The following is a 19,212-nucleotide window of genomic DNA, read 5'->3' on the forward strand; positions in this document are numbered from 1 at the left end:
ACACAAAAAAACCGGCCGCAGCCGGTTTTTTTATGGCGCCTGCCGGCTTACGCCGCCAGTGCCTTAATACGCTTGTTCAAACGGCTCTTCAGGCGAGCTGCTTTCTTCTTAGACAGCACGTCTTTGTCTGCAATACGGTCAACGACCGGTTGCATTGCCTTGAACTCTTCCATTGCCTTAGCGTGGTCGCCGGTGCCGATCGCTTTCACTACACGCTTGATGTAGGTGCGGACCATGCTGCGCTGGCTGGATTTCAGGACGCGACGGTTCTCGGCCTGGCGGGCGCGCTTGCGAGCTTGCTTGCTGTTCGCCACAGGGTATCTCCTTGGAGAATAAAGGTTGCCGATAAAACGGCAACGAAATTAAATATGTGTTCGTCTGCTGTGCTGCCACAGCACGACGTTTCCGCAACAACCAATTGATTTGGCAGGCGTATCACCCTACCAAAGTGTGTAGCAGGCAGTCGAAATAAGCTGCCCGCTCACGGGACTTGTCTGAGAGGATGGCGTAGTCTATCACGCGCTTGGCGAGCTTGCTAGCTACGCCTTTACAAGTACAACGTATAACTTTAAAAGCAGGCTGCCCGGCGCAGACCTACTCAAAGGAAACATGTCAGTGTCATTGCGGCGTTTACACACTCGCTTACTACTAGCCATTTGCATACCGTTGATCCTCGTATCGACAACACTGCTGCCTGTGCTCCATGTCCATATGGAGTCCCGGCTAGATAGCCTGCATACCGAAGCAGATGCCTTATTGAAAGTTGGCCAGGAGGCACTAACCCGCGATATTAATGAAAGCCTAAATTACGCGCTGGCGATTGCCGAAATGCCTGCGTTAAGGCGGTACCTGGCAGCACAGGACAACTCGTCGATATCAGCCCAGCCTTATTCGCTTAGCGACTTATCGCAACTTTCAACCTTTCTAAACACGTTGATCAGCCACAACCCTCGCTATACCAAGCTGGTACTCATTGATAATCATGGCAGCGAAGTACTCCGCGCACCTAAAAGTATTCAAACGGGGCACCGCGTGAATGGCAATCATCATGCCTATACCGACTACTTCAAAGAAGCCTCTTCACTGCAGCCACGCGATCTTTATATCTCGCCGCCGGGCCGTAACCTCCAATTTGAGCTAATGGGTAGCGACGTGATTCCTGTGGTCAATGTGTCGACACCCGTTTTTGATGCCATGGGGGAACGCCGTGGCGTGGTGCTTTTGAGCCTCAATTGGGATTACCTTACCAGCGCCCTACGTCAGGCCATGTTGCTTGACCAAGATGCCAATGCGATTTTAATCGACGCCCAAGGACGATGGCTGCTCGATGAAGGCATCCCGCCATTAAATACGACGAGCTTTGGCAGCGATTTTGCCGCCCTTTCACCTCTCTATTGGCAAGCCATGCAGCAGCGCAATACAGGTCATACCAAGGTCGATGGCCAGCTATTACGCTTTCAGACTGAAGATATACGCACTCAGCGCTACCGTAGCCTAGCGGGTACTGTTTTCAGCGAAAACGCTTACTACCCTTGGAAGCTGGGCGTGACATTACCACTACCTACTTGGCGATCCTTAATAGAAGAAGAGACCACCGTGCTCTGGTTTCTACTGTTGACCTACGGTGTCGCCGTCGCCTTTGGAATATTCTGGGCTCTCAGCAGCCAGCGTCAGCGCCAGCTACGTAGGGCGGCTCAGCGCCACGCTCATGAAGTCAGCGATCTTTATGAAAACGCCCCCTGCGGCTACCACTCGCTCGATGCCACAGGGCGAGTGATCAAAATGAACCGCACCGAGCTCGCTTGGCTAGGCTACACCGACGAAGAAGTTATTGGTCACATCACTTATCGAGAATTGATCACGCCAGAAACCCGCGATCAGTTTGATAAAGCTTTCGCAAACGTAAAACAAAATCAACCCAGTAGCGCTGAATGCAGCCTGCTAACCCGAAACGGCGAGCAGCGTCACGTCATGATTCAAGCCTCAGCCTTCTGCCGCAATGGTCAGTTTGTGCATTCGCGCGCTACCGTCTTTGACCTTACCGAGCGCAAAGAGCTAGAAGAGAAACTACGCGCCCAAGCCATGACTGACCCCTTAACGGGGGTCTTCAATCGGCGCTATTTACAGGCCCAAGCAACGACTGAAATATCCCGGGCGCGAAGGCAAAATCTCCCAATCGCGCTCATCGCCATTGATATTGACCACTTTAAGCACATTAACGATACGTACGGACATGACGCAGGCGATGACGTACTGAAAAACTTCACCAAAATAGTAACCAAACTGCTTCGACAGGAAGACTTGCTATGCCGAGTGGGCGGCGAAGAGTTTGCTATTTTGCTTCCCAGCACCTCACTTTCTCAAGCGGAACAGGTGGCCGAACGAATACGCAGAACAACGGCAGTTACCCCCATTAACGTCACAGCTGAGCACGCCGAACAGGCACTTTGGCTGACTGCTTCACTAGGGGTAACGACTATTCTAGACAACGAAAAAGCACTTAAGCCTGCCCTAAAACGCGCCGATATAGGGCTATACCAGGCTAAAGATAATGGCCGAAACCAAGTGGTTGTTAACGCGATGTAGCTGACCTACTGCGGCCTTTAAGGCACGGCCTGCCCGGTAGGCGCTAAAATTTTGCGCAAGAAATGGCGCGTTCGCTCATCTTTGGGTGCAGTGAACAACTCTTCAGGAGGAGCTTCCTCGACGATGCCGCCCTCGTCCATGAAGACAACCCGATCCGCTACTTCCCGGGCGAACTGCATCTCGTGGGTGACCACGATCATCGTCTGGCGCTCTACCGCCAACTGCTTCATCAGGCTCAACACTTCTTCAACCCACTGAGGGTCAAGGGACGACGTGGGTTCGTCAAACAGGATTACATCAGCGTTGGCGGCCATGGCACGGCCAATACCCACCCGCTGCTGCTGACCGCCGGAGAGAGAAGCGGGATAAGCATCTGCTTTGTCTGCCAGACCGATGCGCTCAAGGATCTCTCTTGCCCGTGCATGGGCCTTCGCTTTCGGCAACTTATCCACCACGATCATCCCCTCGCTGATATTCTCCAGCGCGGTTTTGTTGGCGAACAGGCCGTAGTTCTGAAATACAAAGGCGGTACGCCGGCGCAATGCCAGGATATCTGCCCGGCTGGCACGCTGGGTATCAACGCTCAAATCACCCACCTGCAAACGGCCTGCATCAGGGCGTTCAAGAAAGTTGATACAGCGCAGCAACGTCGATTTACCTGTACCGGAAGGCCCAATGATCACAATGATCTCGCCCTGGGCAAGACTCAAGTCGATATCTTTAAACACCGTATGGCCACTAAAACGCTTGGTAATGCCTTGCAGCGAAATCATCGTTGGTAGGCCTTATTCAGATAAATTTCTAACCGGCGCTGCCCCCAAGAGAGCACTTCCACAATCGCCCAATAAATCAGCGCCACCAGCAGGAATGCTTCTAAATAGAGGAAGCTGCCCGCGGCCTCTTTTTGGGTAGCGCCCATCAACTCGGTCACCCCCAGCGTAAAGGCCAACGAAGTCGCTTTAATCATATCGATGAAATAGTTCATCAGCGTCGGCGTTGCCACGCGGGTTGCCTGGGGCAGAATGATGCGGCGCATCAGTTGCGACTGGGTCATCCCGATGGAAAGCGCGGCTTCAGTTTGGCTGCGATCAATCCCGACAATCGCCGCACGAATGGATTCGGCCATATAGGCAGAGAAGTGCAGCGTCAGGCCTAGCACAGCGGCGGTAACGCCGGTAATCGAGATCAAGGCGCTAATCAGTTGTGGTAGGCCATAATAGAACAGGAACAGCTGAACCAGCAGCGGCGTACCCCGGAAAAACGAGATAAACAGCAGTGAGAAGCCATTTAAGAACGGCACTTTCGATACGCGAACTACCGCCAGCAGGCACGCCAGAATCAGCGCAAAGAACATGGCAATCGTTGCCATTTGAAGGGTGAGCGGCAAGTAGCGCAACAGAACCGGCAGCAGCCCCCACATGTATTCGAGGTTAAGCATGATAATTAAACATAGGCTAAATCGCTTATAAGCAAACGGCCGTGGCAATGCCACGGCCGCGTTGAACGGATCAGTTCAGCGTTTAGGGCTGGGTGATATCAGTATTGAACCACTTTTCCGATATCTCACGCAGCTCGCCATTCTCACGCAACTCACTCAGCGCTGCATCGACACGGTCGCGCTGCTCACGGCCCGCTTCATCATCACGGAACGGCAATGCGTTCTCAATGGTCGAGAACGGCTGCCCCGCCAGCTCTAACGGTAAGCCTTTCTCTTTAATGACCTGTGTAGCACTCACGCGGTCCATCACAAAGGCCTCTACCCGGCCCAGCGCCACATCCTGTTCGATATTGGACTCATAGGTGCGAATGTCGATTTCATCGGCATTGGGCTGCTCACGCAATAACTGCTCGTAGTTCGAGCCCAGGTTGACGGCCACGCTTTTACCGGACAAATCTTCAACACCTTCAATGGTGTCATTGCCTGCCCGCACCACAACCTGCGCGCCGTCATACACGTAAGGCGAAGTGAACACATACTTCGCTTCACGCTCTGGGGTAATGGTGATCTGATTGGCAATGGTGTCGATACGGCCAGATTCAAGCATCCCCGCCAAGCCCGAGAAGCTCGCCGTGACGAACTCGATATCATCACCGGTGATCTCACCCACGGCATTCATGACATCAACTTCAAAGCCTTTGAGTTCATCTTGCTCAACGAAGGTAAAGGGGAAATAACCGCCGGACATGCCCACCCGGAGCGTATCGGCTTGGGCAGAAGCGGCGAAAAACCCACTGGCAACACTCAACGAAAGCGCCGCAAGGGTAGTAGTTAACTTAGCTGGTAGTGGCATGAGTCTGTTTCCTCGTTAGTCGATATCCCGACGATCCGAATAGCCACACAAATAATCATGAGGCATTGATGGCTGCTAGTTTACCTCTACGACAAAAGCATACAAAAGAATATTAAAGATAATTTTTATTCTTTTATTGAATATGCAGTCACACCGTGATGTATGGCTATTTGTGGCGAATGGCCTGAAACGTTTTAAAGGTAGCGGCTTGGCGATCGGCATCTAGCACACCTCCACCCAGCGCTGCCAACTCCTGAGTAAACGTAACCAGTTTTTCCAACTGTACCTTATCAAACCCGCGCCTGCGCTTTGGCTTTTTGAGGATGACACTTACACCACTGATCAAATGCTCTTCTTGCTGAAAGGCTTCTGGAGGTGGCATCAATCCAGGCGGGTAGGCATTGGTAACCCGCAATGGGTTTTGCGGGGTAACGCCTGGCACGCTATAAACCTGAAAGGCCTCATCGTAGTGGGCCTCCCACTTTTGCAGGCTCGAGAACAGCTTTTTGTTGAGTGCGATATCCGGTTGATCAAACATCACAAACAGTACATGAGTGCTCTCTTCTGCCTCTACAGGTGCCACCTCCTCTACGCTATCTTCATTCTCGGGTAACGTAGAGGAGGTATTCACCTGTTTAGCAACAGCAGGGGGCTGAGCGGCCAGTTCATTGCTCTCATCAGTTGGCACTGACTGTCCGAGCCTTAGCCACTCTCCGCCTCGCCACATTCCCCCTTCCAGCACGCCTCTGCCACTCAATAGGAAATACATGCAAATGATAAGGCTGTTAAAACTTAACCAACCTGCAGCAATCGCTAAGGTTACCGCCAGTTTTTGCGGATCCATGGGGTGTTTTCCTGCCCGGTTAGGAACGTACAATTTGAGCACCCACAAGGTGACGAGTGCCGAAGATAACTACTCATTATCGAGCAAACGCCAGGAAGATCAATTTTGAAGGCTAAGTAATTAGTGGCAGAGGTTTTAGAAGAAGCAAGCTGGTCGGTGAGGCACTTAGATACACTCAAGAAAAATATAGCGACTATTGAGCAACCGGCAATACACTATTTTTGGTGCGCTGTCGCTTTAAAAGACGTATTGAACGCCAGCTTCACTTATCGATAGAGGAGCGGACCCTTGCCGATATCGCCCGCGAAGACGTTGCACGAGGCTGATTGAAACGAATCTATTTACAGATGCTCAAATCGCTAGCGCAACGGTTGAAACAGGAAATGCTATCAAAAACTCTAGCTGACAAAACATACAACAAAGCAGCTCATCACCAAGACCCCAATACACTGCTACTCACTGGCGTGTTGGCTTTCACATCTACCACAACCTTTCTACCCAAAATATCTTTCAGCATCTTGGGCGGCAGTCCATACCCTGGCCTAACACTCCTGACGACATCTTCCATAATGATGTCGCCCGCTTTTAAGTCCTTGACGAAGTATAGAGAACGGCGAAACTGCACATTACTCTGCTCGCTGGATTTTCTACCATAGTCTACTCTGCCTAGCGCCTGCCAAGCAGTTTTGGTATCACGACATAATGCTGCTAGTTCACGGGGTTCAAGTGAGAAGCTATCATCAGGCCCTCCACCACTTCGATTAAGGGTGAAATGCTTTTCGACGATTGAAGCACCAAGCGCCACACTAGTGATCGCAGTAGTATTGTCGAGGGTATGGTCAGACAACCCCGTTACTAAACCGTGGTGCGAGATCATATCGGGGATGGTACGCAGATTGTAGTCCGAGGCGGGAGCTGGGTAGCCACTGACGCAGTGCAATACCGCCAACTCTTTACAGCCACCATCTCGGGCAGCTTCGATGGCCTCAGCAATCTCATCTACATTGGCCATGCCAGTAGAAATAATCATCGGCTTGCCGGTGCTGGCCACGTATTTGATTAGAGGCAAATCCACTGCTTCGAACGAAGCAATTTTGTAGGCTGGTGCGTTGAGACTCTCTAGAAGATCGACCGCTGTATTGTCGAAAGGGGAGCTGAAGATAGTTATCCCTAGCTTGCGAGCATGCTCAAAGAGAGTAGCATGCCATTCCCAGGGCATGTGCGCCTCCTGGTAGAGTTCATAAAGTGTACGGCCGTCCCAAAGGCCACCTTTGATCTTGAACTCTTCGTTATCACAATCCAGCGTGATGGTGTCAGGTCGATAAGTCTGTATTTTAACCGCATCAGCACCCGCCTTCATTGCCTCTTCAATTATTCTCTTGGCATTCTCAATGCTACCGTTATGGTTGGCTGACAACTCGGCGATAATATAAGGAAAACAAGAGGGGCCAATTACACGTCCAGCAATCTTTATCGTCATCTAAAAGTGAACTCCTTAAAATGCTTGCCATTCGCTGTAGAGAAGTGCATAGCCAATGACATCATGATAGGCCTGACCATCAAAGTGATGATCGCGTAGATAAGACTCTTGTTTAAAACCTAAACGTTCATGAAATTTTCTTGAGCGCGTGTTATTTGCGAGCGCTTCGCCACATAGCTTATGCAACTTCAGCTCAATGAAGGCGTATTTTAAGGCGGCGATACCTAATGAATGGCCTCTGCCTTTTGGTATCTTTGGGGAAAGGTAAAAGCCCCACTCTCCTCTCTTCGCCATTGGGTCTATAAGTTGGATATTGACGAAGCCAAACGGTTGACCATCTTGCTCAGCCATCAGTAAGTGGCGTTGAGGGTTTTGTTGTGCACGCTGAAACCACTGACGGTGCTCACTCTCACTGATTTTGTGTTGCGTATACATATTGCAGCGCACTTCAGGTGCGTTGCGCCACTGCAACAACATGGCAAGATCCGCTTCTGTCAGGGGACGTAAGCTCACTGAGTAAGTCATGCATTTTCACTTTGTTGTAACAGGACATGGCAAAGCAAATCAACCCCTTGACCTGTAGTGAGACTGGCAGCAGCCTTGCTCATTTTCCACACTCCCCCCCTCTCTAATAGGGCATTCACGTTCCTCGAAATGTCTCTTGTATTTACACTATCAAGAAAAACCGCCGCCCCAGCTCTATTAAGAGCCTCAGCAATCGCTCTCTGGTTATCCGCTAATACCAGCATTAGGGTAGGCAACCCCAGACAGCAGCGCTCCCAGGAGGTGCTACCCGCTGCACCGATAGCTAGATCCGCCTCCGACATACGTCGCGCCATATCACTGACGTTAACCACCACCTCAGTCGGCCAAGGCAATGTGCTTGCCTGTACTTTGACCTCATTCAACCAGGGAGCCGTTGCGCCCATAATTACGCTGATCTTGCAACCGTCAGGCAGGTCACAATGCTTGAGAGCTTCCAATACCTGCCCCGTTACGTTGTCTTTATCGACACCGCCCAGACTAATCAGCAACTTTCGTAGCTCCATTGACTGACAACGACGAGCAAGACTTACATCGCGCCATTGGGCAAACTCTGGCCGTAACAAAGCAAATTCAGAGCCGATAAAAGAGCGGCAGCACATGGGCACCAAAGCCATATAGTCCTCCGCCTCTCGTCCAAGATTCTGATCTAGCAACATATCTGAAAGATGCTTCCGGTCAGCTAGATCATCAATAACAAGCAGTCGAGTATTATGGGGGCAAACAAAAGCTTCCCAACGAGAATCTATCGCGTAGTGATCAACCACCAACCAGTCAGGTGAAAGGGCTTCAATATACGCTCTGCATGCCTCAGCGTCTGTTTGCCAAGAAACACCTAACCAATGAGCGTGAGACGGCTCATTTATTTCCTCAGACGATAAGGATTTACTTCCATCATCAGGCATTGGCAAACGGTGGACAATAAAATCTTGTGTCTTTATAAAATCAATCAGATTCCCACGATGCTCTCGACAGACAAAGTGGCATTCCGCACCAATGTGTCGAAGTGCTTGAGCAAGCGTAAGACACCGCATCACATGCCCAGTGCCTATCTCTAAGGAAGCATCAACTCTGAATACAATGCAACTCATTAGCTTTTTTGCAAAAGAAACCATGTGATGTCATCTTGAGGAAAGTTTGGATCTTTATGATAGACAAATCCATAGTCAATCAATTTCATTTCAGGATACTGGTTCATAATTTCACCTACAAAATCACGCTTGAATAACTTTTCTTTATGTCCACGGTAATCTATAACTACCGGCGTTGGGTTATAATATTCAGCCACAAGCAGATAGTTTCTTGTCGAACTGACAAGCTTTTCATATACCAAACCAAGCTCTGTAGGATTAATGTGTATCAACACTCCTTTAATTAATGAAAGGTCACATTGTTTTTGAGGTGAAAAATTCAAAATACTAGTATTTGATATGTTTTTTTCAGGCATAATGTTTTTCAGCTGTTCAGCAGCACTACTATTTATTTCAACTGCAAATATATCACTTTCCGGCAGCAGTAGACTGAGAGCTTTGATATTCATCCCAATATTTGCACCAAACTCAATGACACTTTTCACCCCAGAGGTCTGCGCTATAGCCCTTGAGAAAAAATTTATATTACTCGCAAGCAGCTGCTCACTTTGATTACGCTGAATGTATTGATCACCAAAGGTTCCAGCCCAAAACTTCTCCTGTTCAGTTTTGAAATTCATACCCCCTCCTTAAAATTTAATTAAAATCTAAAATAACACTACTAAAACATGCAGCTCACAGAAAAATAATATGAATAATATTTCTCTAAAATTAAACAATATCGTTGTACTTTCTTAAAAGCTTCTCATAATCACTTTGAGTGTCCACATCACAAACTTCGTCCTCAGGCACATCAAACACCATTAACTTTTGACTATAAAAGGTTTTTTCCTTCATAAAAGAACTTCTTCTACCCCAATAAAAACTACCGTTACTCACTCTGACTTTAGGAAAAACCTGGGACTGGTTATCCATATACTCTGGAAGCATTAGTTCTGCATAACCGAATTGATTGACCCTTAATGCCTGAAACGGAGAGTAATTATAAACTGAAACCCCCATCAATACATTTGACTCTCTATTACTCTGAAAAAAAGCATAGGAAGATTTTAATGTTTTAGAGGTCAGAAGACCGGATGTCGCATAAACGCAACAAAAATTATCGCAAACTTCATTTTTCAACACATCTTCACAAACCTCTACAACTGTAGATTTATCTTGAGCTAGTGACTCTTCCCTCTCATGTATAAATGCACCTGAATTAGTAGCAATTTTACTAATTTCCTCATCTTCAGTTGAGACAATAACTTTGCAAAATAGTTGGCTTTTTAAACAACAATCAACAACATGAGAAAGTAATGTAGTATCACCCAAAGGTAAAATATTCTTACGTGGAAGTCGTTTTGACCCACCTCTTGCAGGTATGATAGCTATATTGTTCATGATAAATCCTGAACTGAAAGAACATGTCCTTTTGGTAAATCCTTATTTAGGATCATACCAGTCATTGATTCATAATAATCTGGTGCTATGCCATAACCTGGACGCTTGAACGTGACTTTGACAGTCGATAGAGCTTGACCTGCTTTCACATCTTGATCTAAAACTGCACTTCTTCTTACACTTAAACGTCTTTCCTTTTCAACCCCAGTCATAATTCGCCTCGACTGCCCCATTGCCCTCTCGACATTCCTAATAGTTTCTACAAAAGACTTCATTTCATCAGGCTCTATGGACATAATGTGCTCAACACTTCGTGTACCTTTATCCTCTGTAATCGTTTTTTCTACTAAATTAGCACCTAAAGCCACAGCTGCTATATCCATAACTTCTCCTGGAGAATGATCAGAATATGCAACAGGACAATTAAAAATCCTTTTCAAACCTGGAATCATATTAAGATTTATACTATCAAGGCGAGCAGGATAACCCGATGGACAATTGTGAATAATAAAATTGTCGTTTCCTGCTGCACGAATAACATCAACTGCTTGCTCTATTTCACCAAAAGTAGCGCTTCCTGTATCGAGTTGAATTGAAACACCAAGCCTTGCAATCTTTCTCAGCCATGGTAAATAGTTCACATCAGCAGATGCGACCTTTATTGAGTGACAACCTATTTTCTCAACAAGTCTAAGCCCCGCCTCATCTCCTATAGTTGCAAAAAAGGTTAGGCCGAGAGAATCAGAATAAGCTTTCAACTTTTCCCATTCGTCATCACTCAAAGATCTTCTCTTAAAAATCTCATAAAGAGATTCACTAACAGTCTCTGTAACACCCGTTTTTTTATCCACCAACACTTCATAGCTATACATTAAAGACTTATCTGCCACTAATTCATCTGGGTCAAATATTTGAAACTTTACTGCATCCCCCCCTGCTTCAGCTGCATATTTAACTAGCCTTTTTGCACTTTCAAAACCATTATGAGTAGGCCCTGCTTCAAACGTGACAAATGTAGGGAATCCATCACCAACATTTTTTTTATCAATCCTCACAACTCTATTCACTTAACACCTCGCATAACTTTTGACAAACTTCATCTTGAGCTTTGTAGTCTATTTTTTGATGGAGAGGCAAACTAATTGCTGTTTTGTAATATTCATCTGCTATTGGAAATTCTTCATATCTAACTTCCATAGCCTTATAATATGGTTGTTTATAAATGGGGATATAATGCACATGAACGCCAACCCCCTTTCTACGCAATTCTTCAAACACTTCACGGCGTGTTTTATTTATCTTATCAAGTTTCAGACGGATCACATATAAGTGAAAACCAGAATAGCTGCTAGGGTGACGCCATGGTGTGTGAACAGGCAGTTCTGCTAATAGAACATCGTAACGCTTAGCAAGAGCGTGACGGTGAGCAACATAAGCATCCAGGCGACTCATCTGACTTATACCTAACGCTGCTTGCAGTTCAGTCATTCGGTAATTAAAGCCTAGATCTATCTGCTGATAGTACCAAGAGCCATCGGTTTCGTGTGTCATCTGTACAGGGTCGCGAGTTATGCCATGGCTGCGGAGCAAAGTCATTTTGTTGGCTAACTCATCACTGTTAGTTACCACCATACCGCCTTCAGCTGTAGTGATGATCTTCACCGGGTGAAAACTAAACACCGTAATATCGCTGTAACGGCCATTGCCAATGAACTCATCTTGGTATTTTCCACCAATTGCGTGGGAGGCGTCTTCAATTAGGCGAAAGCCGTAATGCTGGCTTAGCGCGCTAATCGCCTGCATATCACACGATTGGCCGCATAAATGCACTACAACGACGACCTTTGGCAAGCGCCCTTCTTTTTCCGCTTTTTTTAGCTTAGCCGATAGCGCTTTCGGGCAGAGATTGTAGGTGCTAAGATCGATATCAACAAAATCTACCTTAGCACCGCAGTACAGCCCACAGTTAGCTGAAGCAACAAAGGTGATTGGTGAAGTCCACAGCCAATCTCCTTCACCAAGTCCTAGCGCCAAGCAGGCAACATGTAGTGCAGAGGTAGCACTATTGACTGCCAAGGCGTGTTTTGCCCCTACATGTGCGGCTACTGCCTGCTCGAAGCGAGGTACTTGCGGCCCCTGAGTGAGGAAGTCAGACTCCAGCACAGAGATCACTGCATCTATATCAGCTTGAGTAATCTCTTGGCAGCCGTAAGGGATCATTAAATAGCTCCGATTTTATCGCGGTTCTGATTAATCCATGCGTTAAGCTCACCATCCGTCATCCATTCGGTATTGTTATTGCTGGAGTAGACGAAGCCATCTGGCACACGCTTGCCGTCTTTAATGCGGTTGGCGTCCTTATCCCAGCCATTTATTTGCGGTAGTATCTTGAAATGTTCGGGATATTCATAGGTATAGAGGGCATCCTCAGCGCTGATCATTTGTTCATGAAGCTTTTCACCGGGTCGAATACCCACAATTTCCTGTTTAGCTTCTGGAGCGATCGCGCGCGCCAAGTCAGTTACCTTCATCGATGGGATTTTCTTTACATAGATTTCGCCACCTTCCATGTCCTCAAAAGCGTGCCAAACAAGTTCCACACCTTCTTCCAGCGAAATCATAAAGCGCGTCATTCGCTCATCTGTAATAGGCAAAACACCTTTTTCCTTAACCGACATAAAGAACGGAATTACTGAGCCGCGCGACCCCATAACATTACCATAACGCACTACAGAAAATCGCGTGTTATGTCCACCTGCGTAAGAATAATTACCTGCAACAAAGAGTTTATCTGAAGTCAGCTTAGTTGCACCATAAAGATTGATCGGGCTGCTGGCTTTATCGGTTGAAAGCGCCACTAATTTTTTTACACCTTTATCAATACAAGCATCAACAAGGTTCATGGCACCTATCACATTAGTCTTGATACACTCAAAAGGATTGTACTCGGCAGTGGGAACGATCTTAGTCGCCGCCGCATGAATAACGTAATCAACTCCATCTAAAGCACGGTAAAGACGATCACGGTCACGTACATCACCAATAAAAAAACGGACGCGATGGTCGCCTTCAAACTTCTTTGCCATCTCCCACTGCTTCATCTCATCACGAGAGAAGATAATAACTTTTTGTGGATCATAGTGAGCCAAAAGCATCGGAATAAAGGTGTGTCCAAAAGAACCTGTTCCACCAGTGATAAGAATTTTTGATTGATTAAACATTACTCATACGCCTCAGAGATGAAGGAGGGAATTTGCATTAACTCGCCACTTGGCTGGATCAATTCACGGTATGGGATGCCAAGATACTCGCACTCAGCTGCTGAGGTGCTAAATGGCATTACTATGACTACTTCCCTTGCATTAGCATACGCCCGTTCAATTGGGCGTTGCTGAGCATCTATCTTCACTCCTGGCATCAACCCCAACAACCTTTTTTCTATCTCTTTACTATACCCGTGCTGCCGTCGAAACCTAACCACAACACGCTTCTTATCTCCATTATTCAGCGAATCAAAAAAGATTCTTATTGCATCCTCGCTGTAAAAATCTAAATCTGTGCCATCATAAAAATTTGGCACAATAGTTTTATGAGGCATTATTAACAATATTTCCTCGTTTGATTTAAAAAGCATTTTATATCGCCTTTTAAGATCAATTAGTCGATGAGGCTTTTCTGACACAGTTTTTCCACTATCATCCTCCCAACCCCAAGTATAAAATGCGCTAGCTATCCTCTTTTCAATCCCTATCATAAAATGCAAAGGGTTTTTTTCATACCCTGGGCCATGTTGATGAAGATACAATGGCACATCTTTTTCAGTTAAAATAGCTGCTATTAGTCTAGAAGTAATGGTGGGTAGCATCGCTGAAAAAACAAATTCAGGTTTCCGGTTTTCTAAATTTTTTTCAATCATTTGGTAAAGAGGCATAAAATCTTCTAGCAACTCTGTAGGCAAACATAGCGCTAAGCTAGCCCAAAACCCCTCATAACCTTCAGCTGAGTTAACTTCATCTAGCCTAGCAAGCTTATAGCGGGCACTCCAATCAACCTTATCTGCTAAGAAAGTATCAAAAGTGGGCACATCTACAAAATCAACACCGGTAGACTTATACTTAGCCTTCCAATATTTAGGATTATGCACACCTAGATTATAAGCTATAGAATTATTTTTCAATTCATAGCTATCGAGCAACTCACGAACTTTAACTTCTTTATTTCTCATCAATTCAAAGCTTTCTGCACCCTTTAATTTCCCGTTTTGCGCATCCCAGGGAATAACATTACTCACTACATAAGGAGACATCGACCCTACAAGCGTCTCCGTTTTATTCATGTATTCTCTAAACGTTCTATAAGGAAAATTCGTTAGTATAGCCTCTGCATCTGGAACTGCATTTAACAGCCCATTATTCCAACGGGCAATATACCTTGAGACAAAGCGCTGCCCCAAGAAATAATGCAACAATATCTCCCAGAACCTCTCACTCTTATCTAAACCATGAATAGCATTTAACTCTTCCGTTAACACCTTACGAGAAAACTCATAAAGTTCACCTAGCTTCTGAGTAATTTTATAAGTTGATTTCTCCCTCGGGCTACCCAGCCCCTTCGGACGCGACACATCACTAACTACAACACCCTCTTTATCTTTAGACAAAGAAGTCTTTTTTACTGCTAAAGTATCAAGATTACTGTAGTTATATAATTCGTAATCCATACCTAAAAGATAAACACACAAATCTCTATATGCTCGTTGCGACAGATGGGCTCTTTCAAAGTTTATCAGTTTCGGCTGAGTCAATTCGATATTACAGGAATAAATGACTTTATCATCCATACCTTCGGCATCAATCTGCAAAATATCGATTTGTTGCTCTTCCCAAGAAGAGGTGTTTAGAATAGTCAAAAGATCATGTGAAGGCACTTCAATCTTTTCTATAACATCATCTATCTTAGTATTTTTAGGAAAATTTCCTTGTGCATGTTTTATAACATGTTTTTTATCAAATGAAGAAAAACCACTAGGCACTCGGTAACTAGGCGAATCGTGTAAATACCTTTTTGTGAATAAGCTGTAGTAAGTTGGCTTAATACGATAAAGGCTCAGCAGTGAATCAGGACCGACGGCATAATTAGCGATGTGAGCTTCGGGGTGAAGAGCATAGTTTTTCTCTAAGTGCTCTAGGATATTACTTTGTGGCTCAATGAGAAGAATCTTGGTCTTCTCTTTGTTACGCATAACAACTTCATAGATTGGGTCGTTAATACACCCATCATTTGCACCGACTTGAACCACTTTTGTGTAACTTTTATTATCAATAATAGTTTGCATATTTCGCACATACAAACTCGCATCGTTCACTTCTTTAACATTGATTTTGTTATCATCATTATTGTCCGGGTGCTGAGATAATAACTGGTCTGAACCGTCGCTATCTTGCTGTTGCTTTGAGATACGCGGGAGTAAATCTTGTGCTTCAAGAAATTCCAGTGCCTTCTCCTGACTAACATCGGCTATCAGTTCAAAAGCAACATCATGCGCCGCAAAGCCTGCACTCAGTATAAAAGCAAGCTTGGTCTTATTTTCGTCGTTTAGAACTCCCATTCGCTCATGGCTGGGGAGAAATAGTACATCGGCACTTTCTTGCTCAGTGGCACAAGGTGTGCGGGCGTTCAGTTCTTTTGGCAAATGGCTGTAATGGCAAATATTATGGAAGCGATAAAAGCGAAAGCCATTTCGGCTGGCCCAGTGCTGTAGTTCAGCCAGGCTGGGTTGCTTTTCATGGGTGAGCTGGAAGGGAACACGCGCCTGAATCAGCAGCGTGTCTGCAAGTGACTTTTTACCATTTTCCAGTACGGCCATGGCATCGCTTAGCTCATCAAGAATAAGCCAATCCAGGCTTCCCAGTCCGTCAATACTATCCAGCGCCACTGTATTAATTGCTAGCTCAGCCAAAGGCTTTGCAGCCAGATGGTGGCGTTTGGGAAGCTTTTCGGTCGGTAGCGGTGTAAGCGTGCTGGTCATTTCGGGGGCGACGCAAGCATGCAGCGTTGTAGGTTCTCCATCACCTAACAAGGCATGCTGGAATAACTGAATATAATCGCTGCCTTCGTATTGCTTGGCATCCTTTACTTCGCTGGCAGGGTCAAAGGCGACTATGCCAAAGGCTTTCGTTGACGCCATCTGGTCGGCAAGGCCGCTTTTGATCAAACTGGCACGGTTGTCGAGCACCATGATTTTACCTTTGATTTGCCAGGTAAAATCATCGTTAAGCCATAAACGGCTCCCTTGCGCTTCTTTGTCCTGTTTGGTTCCTGGTTGAGTGCCAACCAACTGTTGCAGAGAGTTATCGACCTTGAATTCAGGCTTGCTTGCACGGCTGGCTAGGCGCTGGCGATGACGTTTTTTCTGGCTAATGGCAAAGTCTTTGTTGCCAGCGCGCCCCCCTACCAGGGGCGTTAAAGCGTTAATTAGCCGCTCAGTGGCGCGATCAAGGTGATGCTTCTTTTTACCTACTTGCCAGGCTCGCTCCACATAATTCTGATAAAGTGCTTCGTCATCGAAAAAGCTGATGACTGCGTCGACTAGAGGTTGAAGCTCGTCGTCACTGAGCAGATGCTGGTAGGGTTCTTTATAGCACTCATCAGGGAAGTCAAAAGCAATACCAGCGTCACCAATCATTTCGGGCATACCACCGCGGTTGGTAATTAGCGCTGGAATGCCATTAAGCATAGCTTCTGCTAACATACGCCCAGAGCTTTCCCACCATAAGCTAGGCGCCACTACCACACGGGCACGGCTATAAGGGCCACGCATATCACTGGTGTTAGGCGTCACCATGACATTACTTAAAGAGCTACGCTGCTCTCCCATTCTGCTTGTGGTCTCCCGCAGCACAGCTGGCCAGTCGGCCCGGGCTTCTACCACTTCAAGCTTAATATCGGGTCTTTCTCGCTCCAGCTTTTCTGCCAGTTGCACAAATACGCTGACACCTTTTTGCCAGCTAGGGTTAACAAACAGCAGTCGACTGCGCTCATGGTGTTCGGCAATGAAGTTTTCCGGAGCGATGAACTTACCCACCGGCTTGGCGACATAGCCCACCGATTTGCGGTACATATCCGCCGTGGCTTGGCTGTCGGTAAGGATTAAATCAACATCACGACACCAGCGTGATGCCTTATAATTGCCGTTGGCCAGATAGAAGGCGACAGGAATACCGCGGTCACGGGCTTCATCGGCAATTAGCAAGTCCAGGGTTTGGCCACCGTAGAACCACACAACATCAGGCTTAAATGAATCCAGCATATAAAGATACTGGCTATACCATAGCCCTTCTTCATGCGCTGTAAAATGATTACGATTATGGCTGTAGCTGACCACCAATTGGTGAATTAGCGGGCTATCCTCGGCTTCAATCAATTGATGCAAGTGAGCGTTCAGGTCTGGGTATTGCTCCTTGAGTCTCCCCATTCCCTTGGGGTTATCAAAAATGGTTGCCCCCAACACTTGAACTTCATAGCCTCGCGCCACCAGCTGTAGCAACATTTGCCGCACGGTCATGCTGGCACCGCTGGAAGTATCCAGCAAACAGTAAGGATTGGCCCAAAGCAAGCGGGGTTTGCGTTTTTGAGTAGCGGATGCTGGGGTGTTCTTAACCATAAAGCGGCTCACAGGGAAAAATGGCAATTTATCTAGTTTACCGCGTTAGAACAGTGGGCAAAGGCGCGAATGCCCCCGTATTTAAGTAGGTGTTCTCTCGATCAGTACTGCTCCGAGGTTGGAACAAGCAACAAATTGAGATTTTAAATATAAGCTGCTCGCGATTACTATCTCTAGATAAATCGTCAGAAGCACAACCGCATCGCGATTATCAGGCTTGCATGCAAAAAAAACAGGGCTCTACTGGAGCCCCGTCATTACTTTCTTTTATAACATTACCAGCTAAAGGATTAGCCCAGCAGAGACAGTACAGACTGCGGCGTCTGGTTAGCCTGCGCCAGCATGGAAGTACCTGCCTGCTGAAGGATGTTAGCGCGCGTCATATTCGATACTTCCACCGCATAGTCGGCATCTTCTATGCGCGAACGAGCCTCAGTCAGGTTGGTCGACGTCGTCGCTAAGTTATCAATTACCGAGTCAAAGCGGTTAAGCGTAGCACCCAACGTCGCGCGGTTGGTGTCCAAAGCTGATGTAGCTGTGTCAACGGAATCGATCAGGTTTTGGAAGGCTTGGGCAGCACCACCGCTAGCTGCACTAACAGCAGTAGAGTCGAACGTGGAGCCTGTAATTGCAGAGTTGCCAGAAGCAAGTGCTAGGCCTGCAACTGTTGCATCAACTGTTGCCACTTCAATAACATCTTCAGCTTCAGTATTAGAACCAACCTGAATACTTAAGCTAACGCCACCAGAATTCAGCAGGTTAGTGCCGTTGAAGTTATTACTATCAGCTACACGATCAATCTCGGCCAGGCGTTCATTGATTTCGGTTTCAATGGCTGCGCGATCATCTGCAGTGTTGGTGTCGTTGGCACCCTGTACCGCTAGCTCACGAATACGCTGCAGGTTGTCGTTGACTTGGTCAAGGCCGCCTTCCATGGTTTGCACCAGGGAGATACCATCACTAGCGTTACGGCTAGCCTGATCCATGCCTTTGATTTGGGCAGTCATTTTGTTGGCGATGGCTTGACCAGCGGCATCGTCAGAAGCGCTGTTGATGCGCAGGCCAGAAGACAGACGCTCTTGCGCTTTGGCCAGCATAGACTGGGAGTTGGACAGGTTATTCTGGCCGATCAGGGCAGTAATGTTAGTGTTGATTACAGACATGTGTGTGCTCCTCGAAATTTAACTGGCCTTATGGCCTGCTTTGCGGCACTTGCGTTGCCGTTATTATAATTAACGGCAGCTCCACCTAATTCTTTAGAAAAAAACGCTCTTTTTTATGAAAAGTGCTGTAACTTATCTAGTTACTTTTCATAGTGCTAAGCATGCACA

16 protein-coding genes are annotated in these 19,212 nt (G+C 46.7%); 1 reads left to right on the forward strand and 15 read right to left on the reverse strand.

All coding sequences use genetic code 11. The features are described from left to right. Window positions 1-47: 47 nt before the first annotated feature. Window positions 48-314 (reverse strand): 30S ribosomal protein S20, encoded by a 267-nt coding sequence (rpsT, locus tag ACW17M_RS16495; RefSeq protein WP_022521977.1) that lies wholly within the window; start codon window positions 312-314, stop codon window positions 48-50. A gap of 295 nt (window positions 315-609) precedes the next feature. On the opposite strand from rpsT, the gene ACW17M_RS16500 reads away from it, so the two are divergent. After that, on the forward strand, window positions 610-2,586 hold the full coding sequence (locus tag ACW17M_RS16500) for a sensor domain-containing diguanylate cyclase (RefSeq protein ID WP_457547784.1): 1,977 nt from the start codon (window positions 610-612) through the stop codon (window positions 2,584-2,586). Between the two features lie 17 nt (window positions 2,587-2,603). Here ACW17M_RS16500 and ACW17M_RS16505 read toward each other — a convergent pair whose 3' ends face one another. The 14 genes from ACW17M_RS16505 to ACW17M_RS16570 form a co-directional block, all read right to left on the reverse strand. Next, window positions 2,604-3,359: an amino acid ABC transporter ATP-binding protein gene (locus tag ACW17M_RS16505; RefSeq protein ID WP_027956927.1), complete on the reverse strand. Its 756-nt coding sequence runs from the start codon at window positions 3,357-3,359 to the stop codon at window positions 2,604-2,606. Continuing rightward, window positions 3,356-4,024 carry an amino acid ABC transporter permease gene (locus ACW17M_RS16510; protein ID WP_035538134.1) on the reverse strand — a complete coding sequence of 223 codons (669 nt, stop codon included), beginning with the start codon at window positions 4,022-4,024 and terminating at the stop codon, window positions 3,356-3,358. Before ACW17M_RS16510 ends, ACW17M_RS16505 begins: the two co-directional genes overlap by 4 nt. 82 nt (window positions 4,025-4,106) lie before the next feature. Continuing rightward, window positions 4,107-4,877 carry an amino acid ABC transporter substrate-binding protein gene (locus ACW17M_RS16515; protein ID WP_041159255.1) on the reverse strand — a complete coding sequence of 257 codons (771 nt, stop codon included), beginning with the start codon at window positions 4,875-4,877 and terminating at the stop codon, window positions 4,107-4,109. A gap of 166 nt (window positions 4,878-5,043) precedes the next feature. Continuing rightward, on the reverse strand, window positions 5,044-5,721 hold the full coding sequence (locus ACW17M_RS16520) for a hypothetical protein (RefSeq protein ID WP_159177332.1): 678 nt from the start codon (window positions 5,719-5,721) through the stop codon (window positions 5,044-5,046). A 430-nt stretch (window positions 5,722-6,151) separates the two neighbouring features. After that, complete coding sequence (gene pseI / locus ACW17M_RS16525) at window positions 6,152-7,201, reverse strand: pseudaminic acid synthase (protein ID WP_190374634.1); 1,050 nt, start codon at window positions 7,199-7,201, stop codon at window positions 6,152-6,154. A gap of 15 nt (window positions 7,202-7,216) precedes the next feature. Then, a complete protein-coding gene (gene pseH / locus ACW17M_RS16530; protein WP_457547785.1) occupies window positions 7,217-7,726 on the reverse strand; it encodes a UDP-4-amino-4,6-dideoxy-N-acetyl-beta-L-altrosamine N-acetyltransferase in 510 nt (169 codons plus the stop codon). After that, the gene (gene pseG, locus ACW17M_RS16535; RefSeq protein ID WP_190374632.1) at window positions 7,723-8,859 is read right to left on the reverse strand and encodes a UDP-2,4-diacetamido-2,4,6-trideoxy-beta-L-altropyranose hydrolase; all 1,137 of its coding nucleotides are present in this window, start codon (window positions 8,857-8,859) and stop codon (window positions 7,723-7,725) included. Before pseG ends, pseH begins: the two co-directional genes overlap by 4 nt. Further along, on the reverse strand, window positions 8,835-9,455 hold the full coding sequence (locus ACW17M_RS16540; RefSeq protein WP_457547786.1) for a pseudaminic acid biosynthesis-associated methylase: 621 nt from the start codon (window positions 9,453-9,455) through the stop codon (window positions 8,835-8,837). The genes pseG and ACW17M_RS16540 overlap by 25 nt, the downstream gene beginning before the upstream one ends. 91 nt (window positions 9,456-9,546) lie before the next feature. Further along, window positions 9,547-10,218: an acylneuraminate cytidylyltransferase family protein gene (locus ACW17M_RS16545; protein WP_457547787.1), complete on the reverse strand. Its 672-nt coding sequence runs from the start codon at window positions 10,216-10,218 to the stop codon at window positions 9,547-9,549. Then, window positions 10,215-11,285: an N-acetylneuraminate synthase family protein gene (locus ACW17M_RS16550; protein WP_457547788.1), complete on the reverse strand. Its 1,071-nt coding sequence runs from the start codon at window positions 11,283-11,285 to the stop codon at window positions 10,215-10,217. The genes ACW17M_RS16545 and ACW17M_RS16550 overlap by 4 nt, the downstream gene beginning before the upstream one ends. Further along, window positions 11,278-12,438: a UDP-4-amino-4,6-dideoxy-N-acetyl-beta-L-altrosamine transaminase gene (gene pseC / locus ACW17M_RS16555; protein ID WP_457547789.1), complete on the reverse strand. Its 1,161-nt coding sequence runs from the start codon at window positions 12,436-12,438 to the stop codon at window positions 11,278-11,280. The genes ACW17M_RS16550 and pseC overlap by 8 nt, the downstream gene beginning before the upstream one ends. Beyond that, window positions 12,438-13,439 carry a UDP-N-acetylglucosamine 4,6-dehydratase (inverting) gene (pseB, locus tag ACW17M_RS16560; RefSeq protein ID WP_457547790.1) on the reverse strand — a complete coding sequence of 334 codons (1,002 nt, stop codon included), beginning with the start codon at window positions 13,437-13,439 and terminating at the stop codon, window positions 12,438-12,440. The genes pseC and pseB overlap by 1 nt, the downstream gene beginning before the upstream one ends. Beyond that, window positions 13,439-17,881, reverse strand: a complete 4,443-nt coding sequence (locus ACW17M_RS16565; RefSeq protein WP_457547791.1) for a glycosyltransferase — start codon at window positions 17,879-17,881, stop codon at window positions 13,439-13,441. Before ACW17M_RS16565 ends, pseB begins: the two co-directional genes overlap by 1 nt. A gap of 290 nt (window positions 17,882-18,171) precedes the next feature. Continuing rightward, window positions 18,172-19,044: a flagellin N-terminal helical domain-containing protein gene (locus ACW17M_RS16570; RefSeq protein ID WP_457547792.1), complete on the reverse strand. Its 873-nt coding sequence runs from the start codon at window positions 19,042-19,044 to the stop codon at window positions 18,172-18,174. Window positions 19,045-19,212: the final 168 nt, after the last annotated feature.

It is taken from the genome of Vreelandella sp. 2A-K22 (assembly GCF_054065485.1).

Coding starts and splice junctions, on each gene's coding strand:
- pseB (WP_457547790.1), bottom strand. CDS start 13,439: ATGTTTAATCAATCAAAAATTCTTATCACTGGTGGAACAGGTTCTTTT.
- pseC (WP_457547789.1), bottom strand. CDS start 12,438: ATGATCCCTTACGGCTGCCAAGAGATTACTCAAGCTGATATAGATGCA.
- ACW17M_RS16540 (WP_457547786.1), bottom strand. CDS start 9,455: ATGAATTTCAAAACTGAACAGGAGAAGTTTTGGGCTGGAACCTTTGGT.
- pseG (WP_190374632.1), bottom strand. CDS start 8,859: ATGGTTTCTTTTGCAAAAAAGCTAATGAGTTGCATTGTATTCAGAGTT.
- ACW17M_RS16500 (WP_457547784.1), top strand. CDS start 610: ATGTCAGTGTCATTGCGGCGTTTACACACTCGCTTACTACTAGCCATT.
- pseH (WP_457547785.1), bottom strand. CDS start 7,726: ATGACTTACTCAGTGAGCTTACGTCCCCTGACAGAAGCGGATCTTGCC.
- ACW17M_RS16515 (WP_041159255.1), bottom strand. CDS start 4,877: ATGCCACTACCAGCTAAGTTAACTACTACCCTTGCGGCGCTTTCGTTG.
- ACW17M_RS16565 (WP_457547791.1), bottom strand. CDS start 17,881: ATGGTTAAGAACACCCCAGCATCCGCTACTCAAAAACGCAAACCCCGC.
- pseI (WP_190374634.1), bottom strand. CDS start 7,201: ATGACGATAAAGATTGCTGGACGTGTAATTGGCCCCTCTTGTTTTCCT.
- ACW17M_RS16510 (WP_035538134.1), bottom strand. CDS start 4,024: ATGCTTAACCTCGAATACATGTGGGGGCTGCTGCCGGTTCTGTTGCGC.
- ACW17M_RS16545 (WP_457547787.1), bottom strand. CDS start 10,218: ATGAACAATATAGCTATCATACCTGCAAGAGGTGGGTCAAAACGACTT.
- ACW17M_RS16505 (WP_027956927.1), bottom strand. CDS start 3,359: ATGATTTCGCTGCAAGGCATTACCAAGCGTTTTAGTGGCCATACGGTG.
- ACW17M_RS16520 (WP_159177332.1), bottom strand. CDS start 5,721: ATGGATCCGCAAAAACTGGCGGTAACCTTAGCGATTGCTGCAGGTTGG.
- ACW17M_RS16570 (WP_457547792.1), bottom strand. CDS start 19,044: ATGTCTGTAATCAACACTAACATTACTGCCCTGATCGGCCAGAATAAC.